The organism is Mycobacterium neglectum, from assembly GCF_002591975.1.
Classification (GTDB): Bacteria; Actinomycetota; Actinomycetes; order Mycobacteriales; family Mycobacteriaceae; genus Mycobacterium; species Mycobacterium neglectum.
The window spans coordinates 67,670-92,749 of the sequence record NZ_NVQE01000019.1 but is presented as its reverse complement, the minus strand read 5'-3'; the positions used below and the strand labels follow the sequence as shown (position 1 = coordinate 92,749).

The window sequence follows — 25,080 nt, the reverse complement described above, 5'->3', positions numbered from 1 at the left end:
TGCATGAATAAAGCGGAGCTCATCGACGTACTCACGGAGAAACTGGGCTCGGATCGTCGGTCGGCAACCCTTGCGGTGGAGAATGTTGTAGACACCATCGTGCGTGCGGTTCATAAGGGTGACAGTGTCACCATTACCGGCTTCGGTGTTTTCGAACAGCGCCGTCGTGCCGCTCGTGTTGCGCGTAACCCGCGCACCGGCGAGACCGTGAAAGTTAAGCCAACATCCGTGCCGGCCTTCCGGCCCGGCGCTCAGTTCAAAGCGGTTGTCTCTGGCGCACAGCGCCTCCCGGCGGAAGGACCAGCAGTGAAGCGTGGTGTGACTGCGGGCGGCGCCCGCAAGGCCGTGAAGAAGGTCGCGGCCAAGAAGGCCGCCAAGAAGGCGGTCAAGCGCACAGCAGTCAAGAAGGCTGTGAAGAAGGCAGCCGTCAAGAAGGCCGTGAAGCGCACCGCAGCCAAGAAGGCGGTGAAGAAGGCGGCAGTCAAGAAGGCTGTGAAGAAGTCAGCCGTCAAGAAGGCCGTGAAGAAGGCCCCGGCCAAGAAGGCCGTGAAGCGCACTGCAGCCAAGAAGGCGGTGAAGCGTTCCCCGGCCAAGAAGGCCGTGAAGCGCGCTCCGGCCAAGAAGGGCCGCAGGTAAGTTCAACATCGAACACGCCGTGGGTCGTGCTGGCTAAGCCGGCAATCGAACGAATGCGACCCACGGCGTGTTTGTGTGTCGCGAGGCTAGCGGCTTCGGGGCGGGTCCCCCCCCGGCAGATTTCATTTCTTGACGGCGAGCGGACTGCCGATGTGATCGGCTGCGACCAGGTGTCCGTCGAACAGCGACAGCACCCACGTACTGCCCTTGCGGTTGCGTGATTTGTCCGGGCGAACCCCGTCGCGCTCACACCACCACGCGATCAGATCCGGAATCACCTTGCCCTGTGTGCAGATCACCGGCGTGCCTTCGGTGTCCGCGGCGATCTCGAGGAACCGGTTTCTGGCGGCTTTTCGGTTGTCCGCATAGGCTTCCTCGGTCAGCAGCGGTTCGCTGCTGATGGTGAGACCGAGCTCTTCGGCCAACGGTTCGATCGTCTGCCGACAGCGTGTCCGGTCGGCGGCGTAGAGCTCGTTGGCGCCGAAAGACAACAGCTGTCCGACGAGAGACTCGGCTTGGGCGCGCCCGTGCTTGTCCAACGGACGATTACGGTCGTCACCCTTGTATCGGGACTTGCTGCCCGCGGTGCCGTGCCGAACGACTAATACCGTCTTCGTATCGGCCGGCAACTTCTTGAAGCGACGTAGTACCTTTCGGTCGTGCGGGTAGCCGACCGCCTTGATGGCTTCGGCCACGGGAAGCCATTTGAGTTCGTCGACTTCGTCGTTCGGGCTGAACTCGCCGCCGATTGCGCGCGCCGTCCAGTACCGGACCTTCTTGATGTTCTGCTCGACGGGATAGCTCACCGCGGCGAGCCGGCGGCCGAGGTGCGCCGCGTAGCCGGTCTCCTCCGCCACCTCGCGCACGGCGGTCACGGGTTCGGTTTCGCCGGGGTCGACCTTGCCCTTGGGCAGCGACCAGTCGTCGTAACGGGGACGGTGAATGACCGCGACCTCGGGCGCGGAGGCACCATCACCCGGCCGCCATAGCACCGCACCTGCGGCGAAAACAGCATTGTCCGGAACTGCGTGAGGTGGGTTGTCCCTCGGCACGTCAACTCCTGCTGGTCATTCGGGCCCTGGCGAGCTCACAGCCGACGAGTTTCAAGGTTGCCGGTGGCGTTCCATCAACGACACCTGGTGGTCGCGAACCGTTTCACCCTCTCGTGGCGATGCTGTCCACTTACCGTCCATGTCCAACTCCCAGCACCGGGTAGCCGGGTCGAGGGCGGAATCAAAGACATCGTTCAATTGCGAAGCCAGCCTCGGATCCTTGACCTGAGCCATCACCTCGACTCGTCGATCGAGATTACGATGCATCATGTCGGCGCTTCCGATCCAGAACTCGTCGGTGGCGCGGAAGTGAATAATGCGCGAGTGCTCGAGGAAGCGGCCCAGAATCGAGCGCACCGAGATGTTTTCGGAGTAGCCGGCCACCCCCGGACGCAATGCGCAGATGCCGCGAACCACGACCTCGACGCCGACACCCGACTGCGATGCTCGGTAAAGCGCATCGATCACCTGCTCGTCGACCAATGCGTTGGCTTTGAGCCGAATGCCCGCATCGGCGCCGGACTGCTTGGCCGCAATTTCGCGTTCGATCCGTTCGATGATCCCTCTGCGGACGCCGTTTGGCGCGACCAACAGGTTGCGGTACGAGTCCTTGCGCGAATAACCGGTGAGCGAATTGAACAAATCGGTGAGGTCCGCGCCGATGTCCGGGGCGGCGGTCAGCAGGCCGACATCTTCATAGAGGCGCGCGGTCTTGCTGTTGTAGTTGCCGGTGCCGATATGGCAGTAGCGCCGAATCGTGGATCCCTCACGCCGCACCACCAGGCAGGTTTTGCAATGCGTCTTCAACCCGACCAGTCCGTAGACCACATGTACGCCCGCCCGCTCCAGTGCGCGGGCCCATTTGATGTTGGCCTGTTCGTCGAAGCGCGCCTTGATCTCAACTAGGGCGACTACTTGTTTGCCTGCCGCAGCGGCGTCGATGAGCGCGTTGACGATCGGCGAATCGCCCGATGTCCGATAGAGCGTCTGCTTGATGGCCAAGACGTTGGGATCCGCGGCCGCCTGCTCGATGAACCGTTGCACCGTGGTGGAAAACGAATCGTAGGGGTGGTGCACCAGGACGTCGCCGTCGCGCAGTGTCGAGAAGATGCTCTTGGGGGTCTCCCGCTCGCCGAATGCGGGTGGTGTCGCCGGCACAAAGGGACGGTCCTTGAGTGCCGGACGATCCTGACCGTAGATCTGCCAGAGCGACGAGAGGTCGAGTAGGCCGGGTACCTCGATGACATCGCCGCCGTCCACGTCGAGTTCGCGCTGAAGCAACTCGAGCATGCTCTCGGTCATGTCATCGGACACCTCGAGGCGAACCGGGGAACCGAAGCGCCGCCGCGCGAGTTCTCGCTCCAGCGCCTGCAACAGATCTTCGTCACGATCTTCTTCGACCTCGAAGTCCGCGTTGCGCGTGATGCGGAACGCGTGATGCTCGACGATGTCCATGCCGGGGAACAGCACCGGCAGGAACGCTGCGATCAGTTCCTCCATCGGCAGGAACCGCACCACATCGGATGAGCCTTCGCGGCGCGCCAACTCGACGAAGCGGTCGACGTTGTCGGGCACCTTGATTCGCGCGAAGTGCTGCCCGCCGTCTTCGGGCTGCCGGACCGTGACGGCCAGGTTCAGGCTCAGCCCGCTGACAAAGGGGAAGGGGTGAGCCGGATCGACTGCCAACGGTGTCAGTACCGGGAACACCTGCTCGTGGAAATACGTCGAGAGCCGTGCACGCTCGTCCTCGTCGACTTCGGCCCATGTGACGATCACGATCCCCTCGTCGGCGAGCGCAGGGCGCACCGCGTCGAGGAACACGTGGGCATGCCGACTGGAGATCTGCTGGGTGCGCTCGTTGATCCGGCGCAACTGCTCACGCGGCGACAAGCCGTCGGCAGACCGCACCGAAAGCCCCATCTCGTCGCGCCGCTTGAGTCCCGCGACACGCACCATGTAGAACTCGTCGAGGTTGGACGCGAAGATGGCAAGGAACTTCGCGCGTTCCAGCAGCGGCAGGGACGGGTCGGCCGCAAGCGCAAGGACCCGCGCGTTGAAGTCGAGCCAGCTCAGCTCTCGGTTGAGATAGCGGTCCTCGGGCAGCGCGTTGTCGACCGCTTGCGAGGTTGCCGCAGGCGGGGCCTCAGGCGCTGAATCTCCGGTGTGCCGCGGCCCCGGCCGAGCAGACGCCGTATCGGGTGGCGCCGGCTGCGCGGCTCCGGTCGCCGACCCGGAGTCGGTGGCGAGAATCTCGGTATCGGCTTCCGTCATTCCACAGATGATCCCCTATCGAGCAGTCGTGCTGCCACCGATGGACGAACTGTTATCTGGCACCGGCGATGGCCTGCGCCGTTGTCGTGCCGACCCCGAGGCGACGCGCGACGAGGAGGTCGTCGGGTGTGTCGATGTCGCAGCGCAGGCCGGGCCAGGCGCCGGTCAACTCGATCGCACCCGAATGCCGATGGCGCTGAGCCGAATCTGCGCCGAACTGCGGATCCAGCGCGACACCGAGAGCAATCAACGCCGAAGTGCCCGTGCCGTGCCGATCGCCGACGAAGCTGCGAGGGTAGGCGCGCGCGGCCGCGATGGCCTCGCGCAGTTCTTGTGGCTGGAGTGCGGGTAAATCACCCTGCAGCACAACGATGTTCGACGTCTCGACGCGCACCGCGTCCGCCGCGGCCGCGATGGCGTTGTTCAGTGGGTTCCGATGGCCCTGTGGCGTCGGGTCGGGCAGTACCCGGGCGCCGAGCTGCCGGGCGGCCTCGCCCGCGACGTCGTCCGGTGTCACCACCGTGATCGACCGGACCGCCGGCACCGCCGAGGCCGCCGTGATGGTGTCGATCAACATGGCCAGCACCACGCCTTCGCGGGTGGCCGCCGAGAAGACCGGCGCCAGCCGTGTCTTGGCAGCGGTCAGCCGTTTGACGGCGATCACCAGCCCGACATCGGCCTCCGATGACCCGCCCATGAACGCCATCCTGCCAGCCGACCGTGCCGCGCTAGGGTGAAGGCGTGGTCGAGGCGGCGGTGCTGGGGGCCGGAGCATGGGGAACGGCGCTGGCCAAGGTGTTGGCAGACGCCGGCAATGAGGTGCGTTTGTGGGCACGTCGTCCCGAGTTGGCCGACGAGATCAACACCACACATCGCAATCCCTTCTATCTAGGTGACGCCGAGCTGCCGGAGACGATCCGCGCGACCAGTGACCCGGCCGAAGCGCTGAGCGGGGCGTGCACGATTTTGCTGGCCGTGCCCGCGCAGACGCTGCGCACCAACCTGGTGCAGTGGGCCCCCCTGATTGGCGGCGACGCGACGTTGGTGAGCCTGGCCAAGGGCATCGAGCTGGATACGTTGATGCGCATGAGCCAGGTGATCGTGCAAGTCACCGGTGCGGACCCCTCGCGTGTCGCGGTGATCTCGGGGCCGAACCTGGCCAGCGAGATCGCCGACGAGCAACCCGCCGCAACCGTCGTCGCCTGCAACGACTCCGGGCGGGCCGTGACGCTGCAGCGCGCGTTCTCGACCGGTTACTTCCGCCCGTACACCAACGCCGATGTGATCGGCGCCGAAGTCGGCGGCGCATGCAAGAACGTCATCGCGCTGGCGTCTGGCATGGCTGCCGGAGTGGGGCTGGGGGAGAACACGGCAGCAGCGATCATCACTCGCGGCCTTGCCGAGATCATGCGACTCGGAATCGCGTTGGGCGCCAAGCCGGCAACGCTGGCGGGCCTAGCTGGCGTCGGTGACCTCATCGCCACGTGCACCTCACGGCAGTCGCGCAACCGCACGTTCGGCGAACGGCTCGGCCAGGGCGGCAGCATGGAGTCCGCGACGCGCGCCGCGGATGGGCACGTCGCCGAGGGCGTGGCGTCGTGCCAATCCATTCTCGCGCTTGCGGAGAGCTACGACGTCGAGATGCCGCTGACCGATGCCGTGAATCGGGTCTGCCACAAGGGCGCATCGGTGTATGAGGCGGTGGCACTGCTGCTCGGCCGCACTACGAAGCCGGAGTAGGACGTGGACGGACTGTACGGCGATTCGACGCGCAGCGTCAAAGCAGTTGGTTCGGAACCAGTTCCGGGTAATCCCGTCGTTGCCCCGCCGGTGATCGCGTCGACGTTTCATCTCTCGCCGGATGAGGCGCAGCCGCTCGACAAGTACGGACGTTACTCGAATCCCACATGGCGGCAATTGGAGTCGGCGCTCGCCGAACTCGAGGGAGCCGCGGCGGCGCTGGTATTCGGTTCCGGAATGGCCGCTATCACGTCGGTGTTGCGGGTGCTCGCGAAGCCTGGCACCAAACTTGTGGTTCCTGCCGACGGCTACAACCAGGTCCGTCGCTATGCCAAGGAATACCTTGCGTCACAAGGGGTCACGGTCGTAGAGGCCGAGAGCGCCGGGATGTGCGCCGCGGCATCCGATGCCGACGTGGTGCTCGCGGAGACGCCGGCCAATCCCGGTCTCGATGTCGTCGACCTGCACCGGTTGGCGATGGATTGCCGGCGTAGGGGTTCGACGCTCGTCGTCGACAACACCACCGCGACGCCCTTTGGTCAGCAACCGCTGTCCCTGGGCGCAGACCTCGTGGTGGCCAGCGCGACCAAAGCGCTGTCGGGTCACAGCGACCTGATCGCGGGATACGTCGCAGGCAGCCATCCCGAACTGATGGCCGCCGTCGAACAGGAACGCCTACTTGCCGGCGCCATTCTCGGGCCGTTCGAGGCGTGGCTGGTGCTGCGAAGTCTCGGCAGCGCAGGTCTGCGGTTTGATCGACAGTGTCAAAACGCCCAAGCGCTCGCGGTGATGCTGCGGGCCCATCCGGCGGTGCGCTGGGTCCGGTATCCGGGTCTGCCCGACGATCCCTCGCATCAGGTCGCGGCGCAGCAGATGAAGCGGTTCGGTGGATTGGTCGCGATCGAGTTGACCGATGCCGATGCTGTGCACGCGCTGGTGGATCGCAGCGCGCTGCTCGTCGCATCGACGAGCTTCGGGGGTATTCACACCTCGGTGGACCGCCGGATCCGCTGGGGCGATCCGGTCAGCGACGGCTTCGCCCGTATCGCGCTCGGCATCGAGGACACCGACGATCTGATCAGTGATTTCGAACGGGCTTTACAGTGAAATTGCAGGTCAGCGAATTGAAGCGACCTGTTGCAATGGTGGACGGTAGCCTCTCTAGGTTGTGACTGACCGTGATGGGCCCGGAGCTGGTCCGCCGGCGACATCGAGCTCGGGCGCGACCGGACGTGTCCGCGTCGCAGTCGTCTACGGCGGCCGCAGCTCTGAACACGCAATTTCCTGCGTTTCCGCAGGTAGCATCCTGCGCAATCTCGATCCGGAGCGCTTCGAGGTGGTGGCTGTCGGCATCACTCCCGAGGGGGCGTGGATGCTGACCGACGCCGAGCCCGACACCCTCGCCATCGCCGACGGGCGGTTGCCGCAGGTCACCGGCGCCTCGGGCAAGGAGCTCGCCCTCGCTGCCGATCCCGGGCGAAGGGGTGAGCTGCTCTCGGTCGGCCAGGGCGCCCCAGAGGTGCTCGGGGCAGTCGACGTGGTGTTCCCGGTGCTGCACGGCCCGTATGGCGAAGACGGCACCATTCAGGGGCTGCTCGAGTTGGCGGGTGTGCCCTACGTCGGTGCGGGGGTGCTCGCCAGCGCGTCGGGCATGGACAAGGAGTTCACCAAGAAGCTGTTGGCAGCAGAGGGGCTCCCCATCGGGGATCAGGCCGTGCTGCGACCGCGGCAAGAGACGCTGAGCCTGGATGACCGCGAACGACTCGGGCTGCCGGTGTTCGTCAAGCCCGCCCGCGGCGGATCGTCTATCGGCGTGAGTCGCGTGACGGCGTGGGATCAGCTGCCCACCGCGATCGAGATCGCGCGACGGCACGATCCCAAGGTGATCGTCGAGGCGGCGATCATCGGGCGTGAATTGGAGTGCGGGGTACTGGAATTCCCCGACGGCCGGGTCGAGGCGAGCACCGTCGGTGAGATCCGCGTCGTGGGTGTCCGCGGCCGCGAGGACTCGTTCTACGACTTCGCGACGAAGTATCTCGAGGACGCCGCGGAGCTCGACGTGCCTGCCAAAGTCGACGACAGCATCGCAGATGAAGTGCGCCAGTTGGCGATTCGGGCATTCGGAGCCATCGACTGCCAGGGTCTGGCCCGTGTCGACTTCTTCCTGACCGAGGACGGCCCGGTCATCAACGAGATCAACACGATGCCGGGGTTCACGACCATCTCGATGTTTCCGAGGATGTGGGCCGCCAGCGGTGTCGACTATCCGACGCTGTTGGCCACCATGGTCGAAACGGCGCGGAAGCGCGGAACGGGCCTGCGCTAGCTTACCGGCGCGGGGTCAACCGCCTTGGCGGGCAATGTCTTCGCGATCAACCGCGAGATCTCCTGGATCGGTGTCGGGCCGGTGTCGGCGGGCAGCGTCAAGGCCACATACACCGGGCGATCGACGGCGAACCAGGTACTGCGTGCTTGGTCGGTGCCTTGGCCTTCGCCCGCCCCTGGTTCGCCAACCCGAAACCACGACACCGCGTCCACAAGTTGAAGTGGACTGCCGAGCACGAACTCCGCGGGCCGGTCCACACCGCACCGCAGGATCACGGCCTCGCCGTCCGGGGTGGCGCGCCATGCCGCGGCCGCCGGCGGTGCAGGATCGGCCGCGCGAGCACGTCGGAATTCGCCGAGCTGTTCGGGCAGCGCGTCGACCAGTGCTCTGCAGTCTGCGCTGTCGGCCTGCGGCGCAGGCACCGAGACGATCGCGACGGGCTTGTCCGTGGCGGGGGTCTGTCGAAGTGCCGCAAAGGCCAGAATCGCGAGGACAGCGGCGACGGCCACCACGATCGCCGTGATCATCAGCGCCCTTGGCGGGCCGTCGCGGGTTTCGGTGTCCACCGACCAAACTCTAAGGGCGGGCTCCGTCGGCGATCGGGCAGGTCAGTGTGCGGGTGATGCCGGCGACCTGCTGGACGCTGGGTACCACTCCGGCCTGCAGTTCGCCGAGGCTGGACGCCCCGATTCGCACCACCACGTCATAGGGGCCGGTGACGTACTCGGCAGACAGCACTCCGGATAGCCCCGCGAGCTGTTTGGCGACGACCTCAGCGCGGCCCACCTCGGTCTGGATCAGCATGAAAGCCTCGACCACCCGGCTGTCCTCCTTCTGGCTGCATAGACTCCACGCCGCAGGGATCAAACGTACCGCAGCTCAGGGGAGGCGACATGGCGAGCGATGAGCCCCTCGAGACGCTCGCCGCGGTGGGCGAGTTCGCCGTGATCGACCGGCTTGTCGCAGGCCGCGAACAGCCGGACGCGGTGGCACTGGGTCCCGGTGACGACGCCGCGGTGGTGCTGGCCCGCGACGGCGCGACGGTGGTGTCGACGGACATGCTCGTCGAGGGGCGCCACTTCCGGCTGGACTGGTCTACGCCACACGACGTCGGCCGCAAGGCAATCGCACAGAACGCGGCGGACGTCGAGGCGATGGGTGCGACGGCGACCGCGTTCGTCGTCGCATTCGGAGCGCCCGGTGACACGCCCGCAGCGCACGCTGTCGAGCTCGCCGACGGCATGTGGCACGAGGCCCGACGGATCGGCGCCGGCATCGTGGGCGGCGATCTGGTGACGGCGCCGCAATGGGTGATCTCGGTGACCGCGCTCGGTGACCTCGGCGGCCGCGAGGCAGTACGTCTAGCTGGTGCCCATGCCGGTGACACCGTCGCCGTCGTGGGCGAACTCGGTTGGTCGGCTGCCGGATACATGCTGGCGCTCAACGGTATTCAAGATTTTGACGCGCTGCGTCGCCGGCATCTGGTGCCAGAGCCGCCGTACGGCCATGGACGCGTCGCCGCGGATGCGGGTGCCACGTCGATGACCGATGTCTCCGACGGCCTGGTGGCCGATCTCGGGCATATTGCGCGGGCATCGGGTGTCGGCATCGATCTGTCATCGGATTCGCTGGGCGCAGACCGCGATCCGCTCACGGCGGCGGGTGCCGCGCTGGCGGTCGATCCGTCGGACTGGATCCTTGGGGGAGGCGAGGATCACGCGCTGGTCGCAACATTCCCGGGGGCGCCGCCCGAGGGCTGGCGGGTGATCGGACGGGTGCTTGACGGTCCGGCGAGAGTCGTGGTGGACGGGAGGTCCTGGCATGGAGATCCGGGCTGGCAGTCGTTCTGAGGCAGCACGCACGCTAAGTTGACCCTCGATGACCGCACGACCGCTGAATGAAATCGTCGAGGACGGCTGGGCACGCGCGCTGGAACCAGTGCAGCCTCAGGTGGCCCACATGGGGGAGTTCCTGCGCGCCGAGCTGGCGGCGGGTCAACGTTATCTACCCGCAGGCCAGCATGTGTTGCGTGCCTTCACTTTCCCGTTCGAGAATGTACGGGTTCTGATCGTCGGCCAAGACCCGTATCCGACACCGGGTCACGCCGTCGGACTGAGCTTCTCGGTGGCACCCGACGTGCGCCCGTTGCCGCGCAGCCTGGCCAACATCTTCACCGAGTACACCGATGACCTTTCCCATCCCACCCCAACGACAGGCGATCTGACACCGTGGGCCGAGCGCGGCGTCATGCTGCTGAACAGGGTGCTCACCGTTCGGCCGGGAACCCCGGCGTCACATCGGGGCAAAGGTTGGGAAGCGGTGACCGAGTGTGCGATCCGGGCCCTGGTCGCGCGGCGACAACCGCTGGTCGCGGTGCTGTGGGGCCGCGACGCGTCAACATTGAAGCCGATGCTCGACGGCGCCGATTGCGTGGCGATCGAGTCACCGCACCCGTCACCACTGTCCGCATCGCGTGGTTTCTTCGGTTCGCGACCGTTCAGCAGAGCCAACGAGCTACTGGAGAAGATGGGCGCCGAACCGATCGACTGGCGTCTTCCCTAGCGTCAGCCGCGCGAGACCTTTCCGGCCTTGAGGCACGACGTGCACACGTTCACGCGCTTCTTGTTGCCGCCCGGGCTGCTGACGGCGCGCACGGTCTGGATGTTCGGATTCCACCGACGGCTGGTCCGGCGATGGGAGTGCGACACCGACTTGCCGAAGCCGGGGCCCTTCCCGCAGATATCGCACACGGCAGCCATATGTGAAACTCCTCGAATCAGTACTGGGGGTCTGGGGTTCCGCCGCGACCGGCGGCGGTTCGACCCGACAACCTGACCAGGATACCGGCAGCGCCGGGGATCACCAAAATGGTCTCCAACAGGCGCGAATGATTCCAAATGTTTCGGAAGGGCTGTCAGCGCTAGTGGATAGGCTTGCGGCCACGTCGACACCTCGAGCCAGCGGGGTGCCAGACAGCGGGCTGGAGGTGGGCATGGCGGATCGGCGGCTGGACGCCTCCGCATTGCGGGATTGGGCGCACACCGCCGTCGGCGACCTCATCACCCACACCGACGAGATCAACCGGCTCAACGTGTTCCCTGTCGCCGATGCCGATACCGGCACAAACATGCTGTTCACCATGCGTGCGGCCTGGGCGCAGGCCGACGCTCTGGCGGCGTCCGACGACGTTGTGGAGGTCGCTGCCGCACTGGCGCGCGGTGCACTGCAGGGCGCGCGGGGTAACTCCGGCGTCATCCTGTCGCAGATTCTGCGCGGCCTCGCCGATGTCACCGCATCGGCGGCGGCCGACCGGGGCGGGGTGCTCGCCGACGTCAGCGGGTCCCTGTTCGCGGCCGCAATCCGGCATTCGGTCGGCCTGGTCGTCAGCTCGATGGGCGAAGCGGTGCCCGGCACGATCGTGTCGGTCCTACAGGATGCAGCGGCCGCAGCCGAAGTGGCGGGTGCCGACGACGCCGGGATCGCCGCTGTGGTGTCGGCGGCCGCCGAGGCTGCGGCCGTTTCACTGGACAAGACCACCGGGCAACTCGACGTTCTGGCCGAGGCCGGTGTGGTGGACGCCGGCGGGCGCGGGCTGCTGGTACTGCTGGACGCGATGAGCGCGACCTTGACCGGGCACACCCGGCACCGGGACGAGTATGTACCGTCCCCGCCACACGACCACGTCGTCACCGCGACGGCGGCAGGTCCGCAATTCGAGGTGATGTACCTGCTCGGCGGTTGCGACACCGCCGGCGTTGAAACGCTTCGTCGCAGCCTTGACCGGCTGGGGGAATCGGTGGCGATCGCGACGACGGCCGACTCGGGCCAGTACTCCGTGCACGTGCACGCCGACGATGCCGGAGCTGCGGTCGAAGCGGCCCTGCCCCTGGGCACCCTGAGTCGCATCCAGATCACGTCCCTCACTTCAGCGGCGAGTACGCGGCCCTCGGGAGGGTGGGCCCGGGAACGGGCAGTGCTCGCCGTCGTCGACGGCGCAGGCGCCGAAGAACTGTTCGCGGGCGAGGGTGCGCAGGTGCTGCAACTCGACGCGAGCGGGCCCGTCAGCGCCAAAAACCTGCTCCACGCGTTGGTCAACACGGGCGCCGCACAGGTCATGGTGCTGCCGAACGGATACGTCGCCGCCGAAGAACTCGTCGCCGGCTGCACCGCCGCCGTCGGCTGGGGTATCGACGTGGTGCCGGTGCCGACGGCGTCGATGGTGCAGGGTCTCGCCGCCCTGGCCATGCACGAGCCAGATCGGCAGGCCGTCGACGATGGCTACACGATGGCGCGCGCCGCAGCGGGTGCCAGGCACGGGTCGGTACGGGTAGCCACCGAGGAGGCGCTCACCTGGGCGGGCGCGTGTCAGCCCGGCGACGGGCTGGGCATCTCGGGTGATGAGGTACTGATTGTGGGAAAGGACCTCATCGCGGCCGGCGCAGGGCTGATCGACCTGCTGCTGGCAGCGGGGGGTGAACTCGTCACGGTGCTCACCGGTGCAGGCGTCGACGCAGGGGTCGGCGCCGCGCTGGCAGATCACGTCCATCGTCAGCACCTCGCCGCCGAACTCGTCACCTACCACACCGACCACCGCGGCGACGCTCTGCTGATCGGGGTCGAGTAGTCGTGGCCAAACTCACCGACCGGCTCGATTTCGTCATCGGCAAGAAGTCCGCGGATCTGCTCGAGGAGCACTTCGGTATCCGTACGGTCAACGATCTGCTGCGGCACTACCCGCGCAAGTACAGCGACGAGATGACGACGGCCACCGAGGGCGAGGATCTCGAGGAAGGCGAACACGTCACCTTCGTCGACCGCATCACCAAGGTGGAAGTGCGGTTGACGAATCGGCCGCCGAAGCGCGAATACATGGTCGTCACGATCGGCGACCGCAAGCCGAAGGTGACCGCGACCTTCTTCAACGTCAAGATCATCAAGAGAACGCTCGAAGAGGGCCAGCGGGTGATGTTGTCGGGCGAGGTGGGCTATTTCAAAGGCACCTTGCAGCTGACGCATCCGGCATTCCTGGTGATACATGGCGACGGTCGAGTCGCTGGAACCAGATCGCTCAAGGCGATTGCCGAGGCCGAAGGGACGTCCGACGAGAACAAGCTGCTCTCCGTGTTCGCCCGTGACTTCTTGCCGATCTACGCCGCCAACAGCAAGGTGCAGAGCTGGGATATCTACGCATGCGTGCGCCAAGTGCTCGATGTGCTGGACCCGATCGACGAACCTCTCCCGGAATCGTTTCTGGCCGAACACAATCTGATCAGCGAGGACGAAGCGCTGCGCGCGATCCACACCGCGGAAAAGACGGCGGAACGCGATGCCGCGATCGCACGTCTGACCTATGACGAGGCCATCGGCCTGCAATGGGCGTTGGCACAGCGGAGGTTCGGCGAGTTGAGCGAGGCCGGTCCCGTCGCGGCCACTACGGACGTCGGTCTGGTCGCGGCCATGCGCAATCAGATGCCGTTCGAACTCACCGAAGGTCAAAAGGATGTCCTCGAGGTGCTGACCGCTGAGTTGGCGGCGAGTCGGCCGATGAATCGGATGCTGCAGGGTGAGGTCGGGTCCGGCAAGACCATCGTCTCGGTACTGGCGATGCTGCAGATGGTCGATGCGGGGTATCAATGTGCGCTCCTTGCCCCAACGGAAGTCCTTGCCGCCCAACATGCCCGATCGATCCGTAGCGTCCTCGGACCGCTGGCGATGGCGGGACAACTCGGTGGCGCCGAGCAAGGGACGCGGATCGCGCTGTTGACGGGGTCGATGTCGCCGCAGCAGAAGAAGCAGGTGCGCGACGAAGTCGCAGCCGGCGAAGCGGGCATCGTCATCGGAACACACGCGCTGCTGCAGGATGCCGTCGAATTCCATCGGCTCGGCATGGTGGTCGTCGATGAGCAGCACCGGTTCGGAGTGGAACAGCGAGATCGCCTGCGGGCCAAGGCGCCCGAGGGTGTTACTCCGCACCTGCTCGTGATGACCGCGACGCCGATTCCGCGCACCGTTGCCCTGACGCATTTCGGCGACCTCGAGACCTCGACGCTGCGCGAGCTGCCGCGGGGTCGGCAACCGATCACCACCAACACCATCTTCCTCAAGGAGCACCGGTCCTGGCTTGACCGTGCCTGGCAACGGATCACCGAGGAGGTGGCCGCTGGACGGCAGGCTTACGTCGTCGCTTCCCGCATCGACGAAGACGACAAGAGTGGCAAGAAAGGTCGAGGCAAGAAGCGCGACCAGGACTCCGAGCAGGGCCCACCCGCAACGACGGTCGTCGAACTGTTCGAGCGGCTGCGACGCGGCCCGTTATCGGGACTGCGGCTCGGCCTCATGCACGGGCGACTGTCCGCCGATGAAAAGGATGCGGTGATGGCCGCGTTCCGCGCGGGGGACATCGATGTCCTCGTCTGTACCACGGTGATCGAGGTCGGTGTCGATGTACCCAACGCGACGGTGATGCTGGTGATGGACGGCGACCGGTTCGGCATCAGTCAGCTTCACCAGCTTCGCGGTCGCATCGGTCGAGGCGAACATCCGAGCCTGTGTCTGCTCGTCACCCAACTGCCGGAAAGCTCAAAGGCAGGGGATCGCCTGAAGGCGGTCGCCTCGACGCTCGATGGTTTCAAGCTCGCCGACCTCGACCTCGTAGAGCGGCGCGAGGGTGACGTACTGGGCTACAGCCAATCAGGACGTCCGATCACGTTGCGGTTCCTGTCGCTGTTCGAGCATCTCGATCTCATTCTGACCGCACGCGACTTCTGCGATTCGCACTACGCGAGGAATCCGGGCGACCCCGGGATGGCGGCCCTGGCAGCGCCATTCGTCGATACCGAACGCGTCGAATATCTGGAAAAGGCGTGAACCGCAAGCGGCTACTGCTGCTCCTTGCGATCGTCGGAATCGCGGTGCTCGTCGCCGTTCAGGTCACCGACTCGTCGATCAACCGATCGCAGTTCATCGCCAGCGCCGACATTCCGACCGTCGCACCCGGCGTCGACGTACTTGCGGATATCGCGTTGGTACCGCTGCGCATCCGCAGCTACGACTATCGGCGGGATGCGTTCGGCGACAGTTGGACCGATGAGAACCCCGCACCTGGCGGCCACAACGGGTGTGACACGCGCAACGACATCCTCGATCGAGACCTCGTCGAGAAGTCGTACGTTTCGATCAAGCGATGCCCCACCGCGGTGGCGACTGGGCTGCTGCACGATCCTTACACCAACGCCGAGGTTGCCTTCGCCCGTGGCGAGCAGACGGGCGCGGCAGTGCAGATCGACCACATCGTGCCGCTGGCGCTGGCGTGGGATCTGGGTGCCCGGTTCTGGTCTGACGACCTGCGGCTGCGATTCGCCAACGACCCCGCCAACCTGATCGCCGTCGCGGGAGGGGCGAATCAGGACAAGGGTGATGGAGAGCCCGCTATCTGGATGCCGCCGAACACGGCGTTCCGGTGTCAGTACGCCATGCAGTTCATCGCGGTGCTGCGCGGCTACGCGCTTCCGATCGACGCCCCGTCGGCAGCGGCGCTTCGCGATGCGGCGTCGACCTGCCCCGTCGGCTAAGCGCCGGTGTAGGTCTCGGGGTCCGGCCGAAAACGGGTGCCGTCGTTCAGCCCGTTGAGCGTGGCCATGTCCTCGTCGCTCAGCTCGAAGTCGAACACGTCGATATTCGACTTGATCCGCTCCGGTGACGACGACCGCGGAATGACGATGTTGCCGAGCTGAATGCTCCACCTGATGAGCACCTGGGCCGGCGTCTTGCCATGTGCCTGCGCCACGGACCCGATGGTCGCGTTGTCCAAAAGGGCTCCGACCCCAAGAGGGCCGTAGGCCTCGGTGACGATGCCGTATTCGGCATTGGTCGCACGCAACTCGGCCTGGTTGAGCAGCGGGTGCAATTCGATCTGGTTGACCGCAGGCGTGAAGTACGACAGCTCGATGACGTTGGAGAGGTCCTCGGCGTGGAAATTCGCCAAACCGATCGACTTGGTATCGCCCAATTCCTTCCGCTTCATCAGTCCGCCCCAGCTGTCGACGTACTTACCAGGGTTTCCGGCCGGCCAGTGGATGAGGTAGAGATCGACGTAATCGAGGCCGAGCCGTTCCAGGCTCGCCTTCAAAGCGTCCTGCGACGCCTGGAAGCCCTGGTCGCTGGTGGCCAGCTTGGTGGTGACGAACACTTCCTCGCGCGCAATCCCCGACGAGGCGATCGCACGTCCGACCGCGGCTTCATTCCCGTAGGCCGATGCGGTATCGATCAGCCGATAGCCGGCCTCAAGGGCGGCGCTCACAGACTGTTCGGTCTCGGACTCCGACAATTCGCCGACGCCGAGACCGATCACCGGAAGGGAGTTCCCGTCGTTGAGCGTGACGGTAGGGATCGCAGCGGGCGATGAGGTCATGTCACCTAACCTGTGAAATCGAAGGTCCGTGGATCGGGACCCAACCGTGTTCCGTCGGCCAGCGAGGAAATGGACGCCATGTCCTGCTCGCTCAGTTCAAGATCGAACACGTCGAAATTACTCACAATTCGCTCGGGGGTCACCGATTTCGGGATGACTATATTGCCGAGTTGGATATGCCACCTAATCAAGACCTGGGCCGGAGTTTTCCCATGCCGCTCGGCGACCTCGGTCACCTTCGGGTTGTCCAGCAGAGCACCCTGCCCGAGGGGAGCCCACGCCTCGGTGGCAACGCCCAGCTGGGCGTGCACCTCACGCAACTCTTCCTGCGGAAACAGCGGGTGTAGTTCGACCTGGTTGACGGCCGGGACGATGCCGGTGGCATCGACCAGGATTCGCAGGTGCTCCGGCTCGAAATTGCTGACACCGATCGACCGGATGCGGCCCTCGTCACGCAGCCGGGAGAACGCCTTGAACGTGTCCACGAACGTGTTCTTCGCGGGCAACGGCCAGTGGATCAGATACAGGTCCAGGTAGGCGTCCGGCTCAGTAAAGCCCAGCTTTTCCATGCTGCGGTCAAAGGCCTTGAGCGTGGAGTCGTAGCCCTGATCGGAGTTCCACAGCTTGGTGGTGATGTACACCTCCTCGCGTGGCAGACCCGATTTCGCGAGCGCCTCGCCGACCCCGCTCTCGTTCCGGTATGCCGCCGCCGTGTCGACGTGGCGGTAGCCTGCCTCGAAGGCCGTGCTCACCGCGCGTTCGGTCTCATCGGGAGGTGTCTGGAAAACACCGAGTCCGACCTGAGGGATCGGGTTACCGTCATTCAGCGTGATCGAAGGAGAAGCCATGACTTCGAGTCTGCCAGTTGCGGCGTCGCGGACGCCGACAGGTCGCAAAGCCCGGTTGGTAAAGGTCGGCGGCATGTCGTTGCGCGCGCTTCCCCGCATCGCCGACCCCGTGAAACGGCTGCTGCTCGGTGGCCGTTCGGTCGTCATCGACGGCAATACCCTGGACACCACGCTGCAGTTCATGCTCTTCGGCCAGAACAAGATGGGGCTCGGAAGCCTGATCCTGGATCACGACGTCTCAACAGCTCGTGCGCTGCTGCGGATGTTGACGGACGGTTTCAAACAGGACATCCCCGTCGCATCGGTGACGAACCTCGTAATACCCGGCCCGGACGGAGCCATCCCTGCGCGCCATTACCGGCCGGTCGACGGGGACGGCGCGCCGCTGCTGGTCTTTTATCACGGCGGCGCGATGGTGCTCGGCGACCTCGACACGCACGACGATGCGTGCAGGCAGATCTGCCGGGAGGGCGGCCTGCATGTGTTGTCGGTGGACTATCGGCTGGCGCCGGAGCACAAAGCGCCTGCAGCCGTCCACGATGCGTTCACCGCGTTCGCCTGGGCGCTTGACCACGCTACGGAGTTGGGAGCCGACTCCGGGCGAGTGGCGGTAGGAGGCGACAGCGCCGGTGCCAACCTCGCCACACTGGTCTCGCTGCGTGCCCGTGACGCGGGCGTTCGGCTGCCTGCGGTGCAACTGCTGTTCTACCCGGTCACCGACTGGGGCGCCCAGACGCGGTCGCGAACATTGTTCGGCGACGGGTTCTTTCTCACCGGGGGTGATCTGCAATTCGGCGTCGAGAAGTACCTCGGCGGCGCGGATGTCGACGCGGCCGACCCGCGGGTATCGCCCCTGCTGGCCGACGACCTGTCCGGCCTACCGCCTGCGCTGGTGCTGACGGCCGGGTTCGATCCGCTACGCGACGAAGGCAGGCAGTACGCGGACGCTCTGCGCGCGGCCGGCGTGACCGTCGACTACCGAGAGTTCGGTTCGCTGATCCACGGCTTCCTCAACTTCTTCCCCGTGGGGGGTGGCAGCGCGGCCGCCACCGCGGAAGCGATCTCCGCCCTGCGGGCCCACCTGGCCCGCACGTGACGGGCGCCCGATGGGCCGCCGGTACTCTTAGCGCGTGGCTTCGAAACCGAAATACGACCTGAAGGCCTCCGACCGCAAGCGCAACCTGGCGGTCCAGATCGGCCTGACCGCGATCGTGGTGATCTTCGCCGTCGCGCTTGTGCTCTACATCGTCATGTCGGCGGACGAAAAGCCGACCGCGGGCGAGGCGGATCCGATCCGGGTCGAGTCCGCCCAGTTGATCAAGAAGGACGGCACCGACGAGCCCAAGGCCGTGCTGGCGCTGTACGAGGATTTCCTGTGCCCGGCATGCCGCAACTTCGAGCAGCAGTTCGGTCCGACGATTTCCAAGCTGATCGATTCCGGGGCAGTCGCCGCCGACTACTACATGGTCTCGATCCTGGATCGTCAGGGCGACGGGTACTCCACGCGAGCGGCCAACGCCGCGTACTGCGTCGCCGGCGATTCGACCGACGCGTTCCGCCGGTTCCACGCCGCGCTGTACGCCCAGCAGCCTCAGGAGGGCGTCGGCCCGTTCCCCGATAACGCCCGGCTGACCGAAATCGCGCGCCAGGCCGGCGCCGCGGACCAAGTTCCCGAGTGCATCAACAAAGAGACCTTCGCCGACATGGTGTCCGGACTCGCCTCGGCCACCAAAGTGAATTCGACACCCACGATCCGCATCAACGGTGAGGATTACAGCCCGAGCACTCCGGAAGCATTGATCGCCAAGATCGAGGAGATCGTCGGCAAGATCCCCGCGTTCGATGCCGGCGTACCGCCAGCCGCCGCTGAGCCCACGCCGATCGCTCCGCCGCCCCCGGTACCCGCGCCCGCGCCTGCGCCATGACCGTCACCACGCCCAGCGCTGTCGAGCCGAGCGAATCTGCGTCGGCTCAGTCGCCGGGTGTCACAGTCGGTAGGCCCAGCGCGATCTGGGTGCTGATCGCCGGGGTGCTCGGCCTCGCCGCGGCGGCGACCCTGACGGTCGAGAAGATCGAGATTCTGATCAATCCCGACTATGTGCCGTCCTGCAGCATCAACCCGGTGCTGTCGTGCGGTTCGGTGATGATCACCCCGCAGGCGTCGGTCCTCGGCTTCCCCAACTCGCTCGTCGGCATCGTGGCGTTCAGCGTCGTCCTGGTGACGGGTGTGCTCGCGATCGCCAAAGTCGATCTGCCGCGCTGGTATTGGGTGGGCCTGGCGATCGGCACATTGCTCGGCACCGTATTCGTGCATTGGCTGGCGTGGCAGAGTCTGTACAGCATCGGCGCATTGTGCCCGTACTGCATGGTGGTGTGGGCCGTGACAATCCCGCTGCTTGTCGTCGTGACATCGATCGCAGCCGCTCCTGCAACGTCGAACGGTGTTGTGCGCGCAGTCCATACGTGGCGGTGGTCCTTGGTTGCGCTGTGGTTCACCGGCCTGATCCTGCTGATCCTGGTGCGCTTCTGGGATTACTGGTCCACGCTCCTCTAGAACACGACGGGGGGTAACGCGTGATTTCCAAGGTCCTGGTGGCCAATCGCGGTGAGATCGCGATCCGGGCTTTTCGGGCGGCCTACGAGATGGGCATCACCACCATCGCGGTGTACGCGCATGAGGACCGCAACTCCCAGCACCGGTTGAAGGCCGATGAGTCCTATCAGATCGGCGACACGGGCCATCCGGTGCGCGCCTATCTATCGGTCGACGAGATCATCCGCGTCGCGCAGCAGGCAGGGGCGGATGCGGTCTACCCGGGTTACGGTTTCCTCTCGGAGAATCCACAGCTGGCCGCGGCGTGCGCGGATGCGGGTATCACATTCATCGGTCCGAGTGCGGAAATCCTCGAGCTGACGGGAAACAAAGCCAGGGCCATTGCTGCGGCGCGCGATGCCGGCCTGCCGGTGTTGAACTCCTCGGCGCCGTCGTCGTCGGTCGAAGAGTTGGTGGCGGCCTCGGCGAGCTTGGAGTTCCCGTTGTTCGTCAAGGCGGTGTCCGGCGGCGGCGGGCGCGGTATGCGGCGGGTGAGCGATCCGTCGGCGCTGCCCGAGGCGATCGAGGCGGCCAGTCGCGAGGCCGAGTCGGCGTTCGGCGATCCGATGGTCTATCTCGAGCAGGCGGTGTTGAACCCGCGCCACATCGAGGTGCAGATCCTGGCAGACAAGCACGGTGCGGTGATGCATCTGTTCGAGCGTGACTGCAGCATGCAGCGCCGCCACCAGAAGGTCATCGAATTGGCCCCTGCCCCAAACCTTCCCGCCGAGCTGCGGGACAAGATGTGTGCTGATGCGGTCGCGTTCGCGCGTCAGATCGACTACACGTACGCGGGCACGGTGGAGTTCCTGCTCGATGAGCGCGGCCATTACGTGTTCATCGAGATGAATCCGCGTATCCAGGTCGAGCACACCGTCACCGAGGAGATCACCGACGTCGACCTGGTCGCGAGTCAGTTGCGGATCGCCGACGGCGAGACGCTCGAGGGCCTCGGACTGAGCCAGGAAACGTTGCAGATCCGCGGTGCTGCCATGCAGTGCCGCATCACCACCGAGGACCCCGCCAACGGGTTCCGCCCCGACACCGGGCGCATCACGAGTTACCGATCACCGGGTGGCGCAGGGATCCGCCTCGATGGCGCAACGCATCTGGGCGCCGAGATCGGTGCGCATTTCGACTCTCTTCTGGTCAAGCTGACCTGCCGCGGACGCGATTACGCGACGGCGGTCGCCCGGTCCCGTCGTGCGCTGGCCGAATTCCGTGTCCGTGGGGTGTCGACGAACATCCCGTTCCTGTTGGCCGTGGTCAACGATCCGGACTTCCGTGCCGGCCGGATCACCACGTCGTTCATCGACGACCGCCCGTACCTGCTGACCTCGCACACCCCGGCCGATCGCGGCACCAAGATTCTCAACTACCTGGCCGATGTCACGGTCAACCAACCGCACGGCCCGCGGCCGTCGACGGTCTATCCACACGACAAGTTGCCCGACGTCGACCTGTCGCCACCGCCGCCGGCGGGATCGAAGCAGCGACTGACCGAACTCGGTCCCGAAGGGTTCGCGGCCTGGATGCGTGAATCCAAGGCCGTGGGTGTCACGGATACGACCTTCCGCGACGCGCACCAATCGCTGTTGGCGACCAGGCTGAGGACCACCGGCCTGATGATGGTGGCGCCCTACATCGCGCGGATGACCCCGCAACTGTTGTCGGTGGAGTGCTGGGGCGGCGCGACATACGATGTGGCGCTTCGATTTTTGAAGGAGGATCCGTGGGAACGGCTCGCCGCGCTACGTGAGGCGATGCCCAACATCTGCCTGCAAATGCTGCTACGCGGACGCAACACCGTGGGCTATACGCCCTATCCGGAGACAGTTACGAAGGCCTTCGTCGAGGAGGCGACGGCAACGGGCATCGACATCTACCGCATCTTCGACGCGCTGAACAATGTCGAGTCGATGCGGCCTGCCATCGATGCGGTTCGCGAAACCGGCACGTCGATCGCCGAGGTGGCGATGAGCTACACCGGCGACCTGACCGACCCGAGCGAGAACCTCTACACGCTGGACTACTACCTCAAACTGGCCGAGCAGATCGTCGACGCCGGTGCCCACGTGCTGGCGATCAAGGACATGGCCGGACTGCTGCGCCCGCACGCCGCCACCGTGTTGGTCGGGGCGTTGCGTGAGCGCTTCGACCTGCCGGTGCATGTGCACACCCACGACACCCCTGGCGGACAGTTGGCCACCTATGTGGCGGCATGGCAGGCCGGTGCCAACGCCGTCGACGGTGCGTCGGCGCCGTTGGCGGGGACGACGAGCCAGCCCGCGCTGTCCTCGATCGTCGCGGCGGCCGCCCACACCACCTACGACACCGGGCTGTCGCTGTCGGCGGTGTGTGATCTGGAGCCGTACTTTGAGGCGTTGCGAAAGGTGTACGCGCCTTTTGATGTTGCGGCGTCGGGTCCTCCGACCCCGACGGGGCGGGTGTATCGCCATGAAATCCCGGGCGGTCAGCTGTCGAACCTGCGCCAGCAGGCGATCGCGCTCGGATTCGGCGATCGTTTCGAGGAGATCGAGGCCAACTACGCCGCCGCTGATCGCATCCTGGGCCGGCTGGTGAAGGTGACGCCGTCGTCCAAGGTGGTGGGCGACCTGGCGCTCGCACTGCTGGGCGCCGGCATCAGCGCCGACGAATTCGCCTCGGATCCAGCACGGTTCGACATTCCCGACTCGGTCATCGGATTCCTGCGCGGCGAACTCGGTGACCCGCCGGGCGGCTGGCCGGAACCATTGCGCACCAAAGCACTTGCCGGACGCTCGCCGGCCACGCCGACCGAAGAGCTGTCCGCCGAAGACGAGTCGGCGTTGGCGCAACCGGGTGTGACCCGGCAAGCCACATTGAACCGGCTGCTGTTTCCGGGGCCGACAAAGGAATTCGAGGCGCATCGGGATCTGTACGGGGACACCTCCAGCCTGTCGGCCAATCAATTCTTCTACGGTCTGCGCCACGGCGACGAGCATCGGGTACGCCTCGAGCGCGGCGTGGAACTGTTGATCGGGTTGGAGGCGATCTCGGATCCCGACGAACGCGGCATGCGCAGCGTGATGTGCATATTCAACGGTCAGCTGCGGCCGGTGGTGGTGCGTGACAACAGCATCGCCAGCGAGGTGCCCGCCGCGGAGAAAGCCGACCGGTCCAACCCTGACCACGTCGCAGCCCCCTTCGCCGGCGTCGTCACCGTCGGTGTGTCCGCCGGTGACAAGGTCGAGGCAGGACAGACCATCGCCACCATCGAGGCCATGAAGATGGAGGCCGCGATCACCGCACCCAAGGCCGGCGAGGTCGGCAGGGTTGCGGTGGCGGCGACCGCACAGGTCGAAGGCGGCGATCTGCTGGTGGTGGTCAGCTGACCCGCATCGTTGCCGGCACACTGGGCGGACGGCGAATCACGGTGCCGCGCACCGGAACCCGCCCTACCGCCGATCGGGTGCGGGAGTCGCTGTTCAATCTTCTGACGGCGCGTATCGATCTCGACGGGCGCTCGGTCTTGGATCTGTACGCCGGCTCGGGAGCGCTTGGCCTCGAAGCGCTGTCGCGCGGAGCCGCCTCGGCGGTGTTCGTCGAGTCCGACCACCGTGCTGCGGGCATCATCGACAAGAACATCGCCGCGCTCGGTGTGAAGGGGAGCACGGTGCGCCGCGCTGCGGTCGCCACGGTGCTGGCTTCGGGAGCGCAGCCCTTCGACCTGGTGCTTGCCGACCCGCCCTACGACGTCGACGTCGCTGAGATCGATACCGTGCTCACCACTCTGACTCACGGCGGATGGACGGCAACCGGGACAGTCGCGGTCATCGAACGCCCGGCTTCTTCTCCGCTGCTGACATGGCCCGACGGCTGGCAGGTGTGGCCGTCCCGGACCTACGGCGATACCCGACTGGAACTGGCCGAATTCGACGTCGCCGCCGTTGCGGGTCCCTGACCCCGCGAGCTGCCTGTACCGTCGTTCCCCATGAGCGGCGCCGTATGCCCGGGCTCCTTCGACCCGGTAACGCTGGGCCATATCGACATCCTCGAGCGCGCGGCGGCCCAATTCGACGAGGTCGTCGTCGCGGTGCTGGTCAACCCGAACAAGAAGGGGATGTTCACCCTCGACGAGCGCATCGCGATGATCGAGGAATCCACGACGCACTTGCCGAATCTGCGCGCGGAGTCCGGTGAAGGCCTGGTCGTCGACTTCGTCAAGACACGCGGATTGACCGCGATCGTCAAAGGCCTGCGCACGGGAACCGACTTCGAATACGAACTGCAGATGGCGCAGATGAACAAGCACATCGCGGGCGTCGACACGTTCTTCGTCGCCACGACGCCGACCTATTCGTTCGTGTCGTCCTCGTTGGCGAAGGAGGTCGCGACGCTCGGCGGCGACGTCTCCAATCTGCTGCCCGAACCCGTCAACGTGCGGTTACAGGCCAAGCTCAAGGGTTGATCCCGGACTTGCACGGGTAACCCACTGAGTGGCGCACAGCCCTCAGCGCCCCAACCCGATTGCAAGAAAGTGTGGTTACCCCCATGGTCGAAACATTCGTCCAGTCGACCGACGACGTCGTCAAGTTCCTCAAAGACCAGCACAATTTGATCAAGGACATGTTCGAGGAGGTCTTCTCGGCATCGTCCGACGAGGCGCGCCGCACGGCCTTCACCGAACTGCGTCAACTCCTTGCGGTGCACGAGACCGCCGAAGAGATGGTGGTCCACCCACGGGTCCGTCACGAGGTAGAAGGCGGCGACATCATCGTCGACGCGCGTCTCGTCGAGGAGCACGACTCCAAGGAGGTGCTATCGGCGCTGGAGGCGATGGACATCGGTTCCCAGGAGTTTCTCGATGAGTTGTCGCTGTTCCGCGGCTCGGTGATCGACCACGCCGAGCGCGAAGAACTCGAGGAGTTCAACCGGTTGGAACGTGAACTCGACGCCGATGACCTCGGCCGGATGGCCAAGGCCGTACTGGCCGCGGAGGCGATCGCGCCGACCCGCCCGCACGCGGGTGTGGAGAGCGCCAAGGCCAACTTCATGGTCGGCCCATTCGCCTCGATGCTCGACCGGGCCCGTGACACGATCGCCGCAGCCGTCCGCTGATCGCGCTGTTTGCTGACCACTCGGGGGATGCGACGGCCGGTCATGTTGACATAATGTGCTCGAAGCAGTGGCGACGGGCCTGGCGGCCTGGTGGACTGGAGATC

24 protein-coding genes are annotated in these 25,080 nt (G+C 65.8%); 16 read left to right on the top strand and 8 right to left on the bottom strand.

Annotated features, from left to right (window positions below; genetic code table 11):
• Positions 1 to 3: 3 nt before the first annotated feature.
• On the top strand, positions 4 to 636 hold the full coding sequence (locus CSQ99_RS16660; RefSeq protein WP_099040102.1) for an HU family DNA-binding protein: 633 nt from the start codon (positions 4 to 6) through the stop codon (positions 634 to 636).
• Between the two features lie 122 nt (positions 637 to 758).
• Here CSQ99_RS16660 and mutT1 read toward each other — a convergent pair whose 3' ends face one another.
• The 3 genes from mutT1 to cofC are packed head-to-tail and all read right to left on the bottom strand — an operon-like array spanning position 759 to position 4,656.
• On the bottom strand, positions 759 to 1,688 hold the full coding sequence (gene mutT1 / locus CSQ99_RS16655; RefSeq protein ID WP_099040101.1) for an 8-oxo-(d)GTP phosphatase MutT1: 930 nt from the start codon (positions 1,686 to 1,688) through the stop codon (positions 759 to 761).
• 51 nt (positions 1,689 to 1,739) lie between these two features.
• Entirely contained in the window at positions 1,740 to 3,959 is a 2,220-nt protein-coding gene (locus CSQ99_RS16650) for an RNA degradosome polyphosphate kinase (RefSeq protein ID WP_099040100.1), read from the bottom strand.
• A 52-nt stretch (positions 3,960 to 4,011) separates the two neighbouring features.
• The gene (gene cofC / locus CSQ99_RS16645; protein WP_099040125.1) at positions 4,012 to 4,656 is read right to left on the bottom strand and encodes a 2-phospho-L-lactate guanylyltransferase; all 645 of its coding nucleotides are present in this window, start codon (positions 4,654 to 4,656) and stop codon (positions 4,012 to 4,014) included.
• Positions 4,657 to 4,700: 44 nt separating this feature from the next.
• Here cofC and CSQ99_RS16640 point away from each other — a divergent pair, with 44 nt between their 5' ends.
• From CSQ99_RS16640 to CSQ99_RS16630, 3 genes are all read left to right on the top strand, one after another.
• Positions 4,701 to 5,699, top strand: coding sequence for an NAD(P)H-dependent glycerol-3-phosphate dehydrogenase (locus CSQ99_RS16640; RefSeq protein ID WP_099040099.1), 999 nt, complete (start codon positions 4,701 to 4,703; stop codon positions 5,697 to 5,699).
• Positions 5,700 to 5,702: 3 nt separating this feature from the next.
• The gene (locus CSQ99_RS16635; protein ID WP_099040098.1) at positions 5,703 to 6,806 is read left to right on the top strand and encodes a cystathionine gamma-lyase; all 1,104 of its coding nucleotides are present in this window, start codon (positions 5,703 to 5,705) and stop codon (positions 6,804 to 6,806) included.
• Positions 6,807 to 6,867: 61 nt separating this feature from the next.
• The gene (locus tag CSQ99_RS16630; RefSeq protein ID WP_099040097.1) at positions 6,868 to 8,025 is read left to right on the top strand and encodes a D-alanine--D-alanine ligase family protein; all 1,158 of its coding nucleotides are present in this window, start codon (positions 6,868 to 6,870) and stop codon (positions 8,023 to 8,025) included.
• Here the strand turns inward: CSQ99_RS16630 and CSQ99_RS16625 are convergent.
• Positions 8,022 to 8,591, bottom strand: coding sequence for a DUF3515 domain-containing protein (locus CSQ99_RS16625; RefSeq protein ID WP_099040096.1), 570 nt, complete (start codon positions 8,589 to 8,591; stop codon positions 8,022 to 8,024). The genes CSQ99_RS16630 and CSQ99_RS16625 overlap by 4 nt on opposite strands.
• Before the next feature lie 10 nt (positions 8,592 to 8,601).
• Complete coding sequence (locus CSQ99_RS16620; RefSeq protein WP_099040095.1) at positions 8,602 to 8,844, bottom strand: Lrp/AsnC ligand binding domain-containing protein; 243 nt, start codon at positions 8,842 to 8,844, stop codon at positions 8,602 to 8,604.
• Positions 8,845 to 8,918: 74 nt separating this feature from the next.
• Here CSQ99_RS16620 and CSQ99_RS16615 point away from each other — a divergent pair, with 74 nt between their 5' ends.
• Positions 8,919 to 9,875, top strand: coding sequence for a thiamine-phosphate kinase (locus CSQ99_RS16615; protein ID WP_099040094.1), 957 nt, complete (start codon positions 8,919 to 8,921; stop codon positions 9,873 to 9,875).
• A gap of 28 nt (positions 9,876 to 9,903) precedes the next feature.
• A complete protein-coding gene (locus CSQ99_RS16610; protein ID WP_099040093.1) occupies positions 9,904 to 10,587 on the top strand; it encodes a uracil-DNA glycosylase in 684 nt (227 codons plus the stop codon).
• A gap of 2 nt (positions 10,588 to 10,589) precedes the next feature.
• On the opposite strand, the gene rpmB is transcribed toward CSQ99_RS16610, so the two are convergent.
• On the bottom strand, positions 10,590 to 10,784 hold the full coding sequence (rpmB, locus tag CSQ99_RS16605) for a 50S ribosomal protein L28 (RefSeq protein WP_099040092.1): 195 nt from the start codon (positions 10,782 to 10,784) through the stop codon (positions 10,590 to 10,592).
• Positions 10,785 to 11,017: 233 nt separating this feature from the next.
• Here rpmB and CSQ99_RS16600 point away from each other — a divergent pair, with 233 nt between their 5' ends.
• From CSQ99_RS16600 to CSQ99_RS16590, 3 genes are read left to right on the top strand one after another with little or no spacing between them, the layout of a single operon-like run.
• Positions 11,018 to 12,649, top strand: a complete 1,632-nt coding sequence (locus CSQ99_RS16600) for a DAK2 domain-containing protein (RefSeq protein WP_099040124.1) — start codon at positions 11,018 to 11,020, stop codon at positions 12,647 to 12,649.
• A gap of 2 nt (positions 12,650 to 12,651) precedes the next feature.
• Positions 12,652 to 14,892 carry an ATP-dependent DNA helicase RecG gene (gene recG, locus CSQ99_RS16595; protein WP_099040091.1) on the top strand — a complete coding sequence of 747 codons (2,241 nt, stop codon included), beginning with the start codon at positions 12,652 to 12,654 and terminating at the stop codon, positions 14,890 to 14,892.
• The gene (locus CSQ99_RS16590) at positions 14,889 to 15,596 is read left to right on the top strand and encodes an HNH endonuclease family protein (protein WP_099040090.1); all 708 of its coding nucleotides are present in this window, start codon (positions 14,889 to 14,891) and stop codon (positions 15,594 to 15,596) included. The genes recG and CSQ99_RS16590 overlap by 4 nt, the downstream gene beginning before the upstream one ends.
• On the opposite strand, the gene CSQ99_RS16585 is transcribed toward CSQ99_RS16590, so the two are convergent.
• Entirely contained in the window at positions 15,593 to 16,435 is an 843-nt protein-coding gene (locus tag CSQ99_RS16585) for an aldo/keto reductase (protein ID WP_099040089.1), read from the bottom strand. The two genes, CSQ99_RS16590 and CSQ99_RS16585, sit on opposite strands and share 4 nt — an antisense overlap.
• Before the next feature lie 5 nt (positions 16,436 to 16,440).
• A complete protein-coding gene (locus tag CSQ99_RS16580) occupies positions 16,441 to 17,283 on the bottom strand; it encodes an aldo/keto reductase (protein WP_099040088.1) in 843 nt (280 codons plus the stop codon).
• Between CSQ99_RS16580 and CSQ99_RS16575 the strand changes: the two genes are divergently transcribed.
• From CSQ99_RS16575 to CSQ99_RS16545, 7 genes are all read left to right on the top strand, one after another.
• Entirely contained in the window at positions 17,282 to 18,379 is a 1,098-nt protein-coding gene (locus CSQ99_RS16575) for an alpha/beta hydrolase (RefSeq protein WP_099040087.1), read from the top strand. The genes CSQ99_RS16580 and CSQ99_RS16575 overlap by 2 nt on opposite strands.
• Before the next feature lie 34 nt (positions 18,380 to 18,413).
• Entirely contained in the window at positions 18,414 to 19,208 is a 795-nt protein-coding gene (locus tag CSQ99_RS16570; RefSeq protein ID WP_099040086.1) for a DsbA family protein, read from the top strand.
• Positions 19,205 to 19,837: a vitamin K epoxide reductase family protein gene (locus CSQ99_RS16565; protein WP_099040085.1), complete on the top strand. Its 633-nt coding sequence runs from the start codon at positions 19,205 to 19,207 to the stop codon at positions 19,835 to 19,837. Before CSQ99_RS16570 ends, CSQ99_RS16565 begins: the two co-directional genes overlap by 4 nt.
• Before the next feature lie 20 nt (positions 19,838 to 19,857).
• Complete coding sequence (locus CSQ99_RS16560) at positions 19,858 to 23,250, top strand: pyruvate carboxylase (RefSeq protein WP_099040084.1); 3,393 nt, start codon at positions 19,858 to 19,860, stop codon at positions 23,248 to 23,250.
• On the top strand, positions 23,247 to 23,819 hold the full coding sequence (gene rsmD, locus CSQ99_RS16555) for a 16S rRNA (guanine(966)-N(2))-methyltransferase RsmD (RefSeq protein ID WP_099040083.1): 573 nt from the start codon (positions 23,247 to 23,249) through the stop codon (positions 23,817 to 23,819). The genes CSQ99_RS16560 and rsmD overlap by 4 nt, the downstream gene beginning before the upstream one ends.
• 30 nt (positions 23,820 to 23,849) lie before the next feature.
• Entirely contained in the window at positions 23,850 to 24,326 is a 477-nt protein-coding gene (gene coaD / locus CSQ99_RS16550) for a pantetheine-phosphate adenylyltransferase (protein ID WP_099040082.1), read from the top strand.
• Positions 24,327 to 24,409: 83 nt separating this feature from the next.
• Positions 24,410 to 24,976: a hemerythrin domain-containing protein gene (locus tag CSQ99_RS16545; protein ID WP_099040081.1), complete on the top strand. Its 567-nt coding sequence runs from the start codon at positions 24,410 to 24,412 to the stop codon at positions 24,974 to 24,976.
• Positions 24,977 to 25,080 lie beyond the last annotated feature (104 nt).

Coding starts and splice junctions, on each gene's coding strand:
- CSQ99_RS16575 (WP_099040087.1), top strand. CDS start 17,282: ATGACTTCGAGTCTGCCAGTTGCGGCGTCGCGGACGCCGACAGGTCGC.
- CSQ99_RS16545 (WP_099040081.1), top strand. CDS start 24,410: ATGGTCGAAACATTCGTCCAGTCGACCGACGACGTCGTCAAGTTCCTC.
- rpmB (WP_099040092.1), bottom strand. CDS start 10,784: ATGGCTGCCGTGTGCGATATCTGCGGGAAGGGCCCCGGCTTCGGCAAG.
- CSQ99_RS16585 (WP_099040089.1), bottom strand. CDS start 16,435: ATGACCTCATCGCCCGCTGCGATCCCTACCGTCACGCTCAACGACGGG.
- cofC (WP_099040125.1), bottom strand. CDS start 4,656: ATGGGCGGGTCATCGGAGGCCGATGTCGGGCTGGTGATCGCCGTCAAA.
- CSQ99_RS16565 (WP_099040085.1), top strand. CDS start 19,205: ATGACCGTCACCACGCCCAGCGCTGTCGAGCCGAGCGAATCTGCGTCG.
- CSQ99_RS16650 (WP_099040100.1), bottom strand. CDS start 3,959: ATGACGGAAGCCGATACCGAGATTCTCGCCACCGACTCCGGGTCGGCG.
- CSQ99_RS16580 (WP_099040088.1), bottom strand. CDS start 17,283: ATGGCTTCTCCTTCGATCACGCTGAATGACGGTAACCCGATCCCTCAG.
- CSQ99_RS16600 (WP_099040124.1), top strand. CDS start 11,018: ATGGCGGATCGGCGGCTGGACGCCTCCGCATTGCGGGATTGGGCGCAC.
- CSQ99_RS16615 (WP_099040094.1), top strand. CDS start 8,919: ATGGCGAGCGATGAGCCCCTCGAGACGCTCGCCGCGGTGGGCGAGTTC.
- coaD (WP_099040082.1), top strand. CDS start 23,850: ATGAGCGGCGCCGTATGCCCGGGCTCCTTCGACCCGGTAACGCTGGGC.
- CSQ99_RS16660 (WP_099040102.1), top strand. CDS start 4: ATGAATAAAGCGGAGCTCATCGACGTACTCACGGAGAAACTGGGCTCG.
- CSQ99_RS16610 (WP_099040093.1), top strand. CDS start 9,904: ATGACCGCACGACCGCTGAATGAAATCGTCGAGGACGGCTGGGCACGC.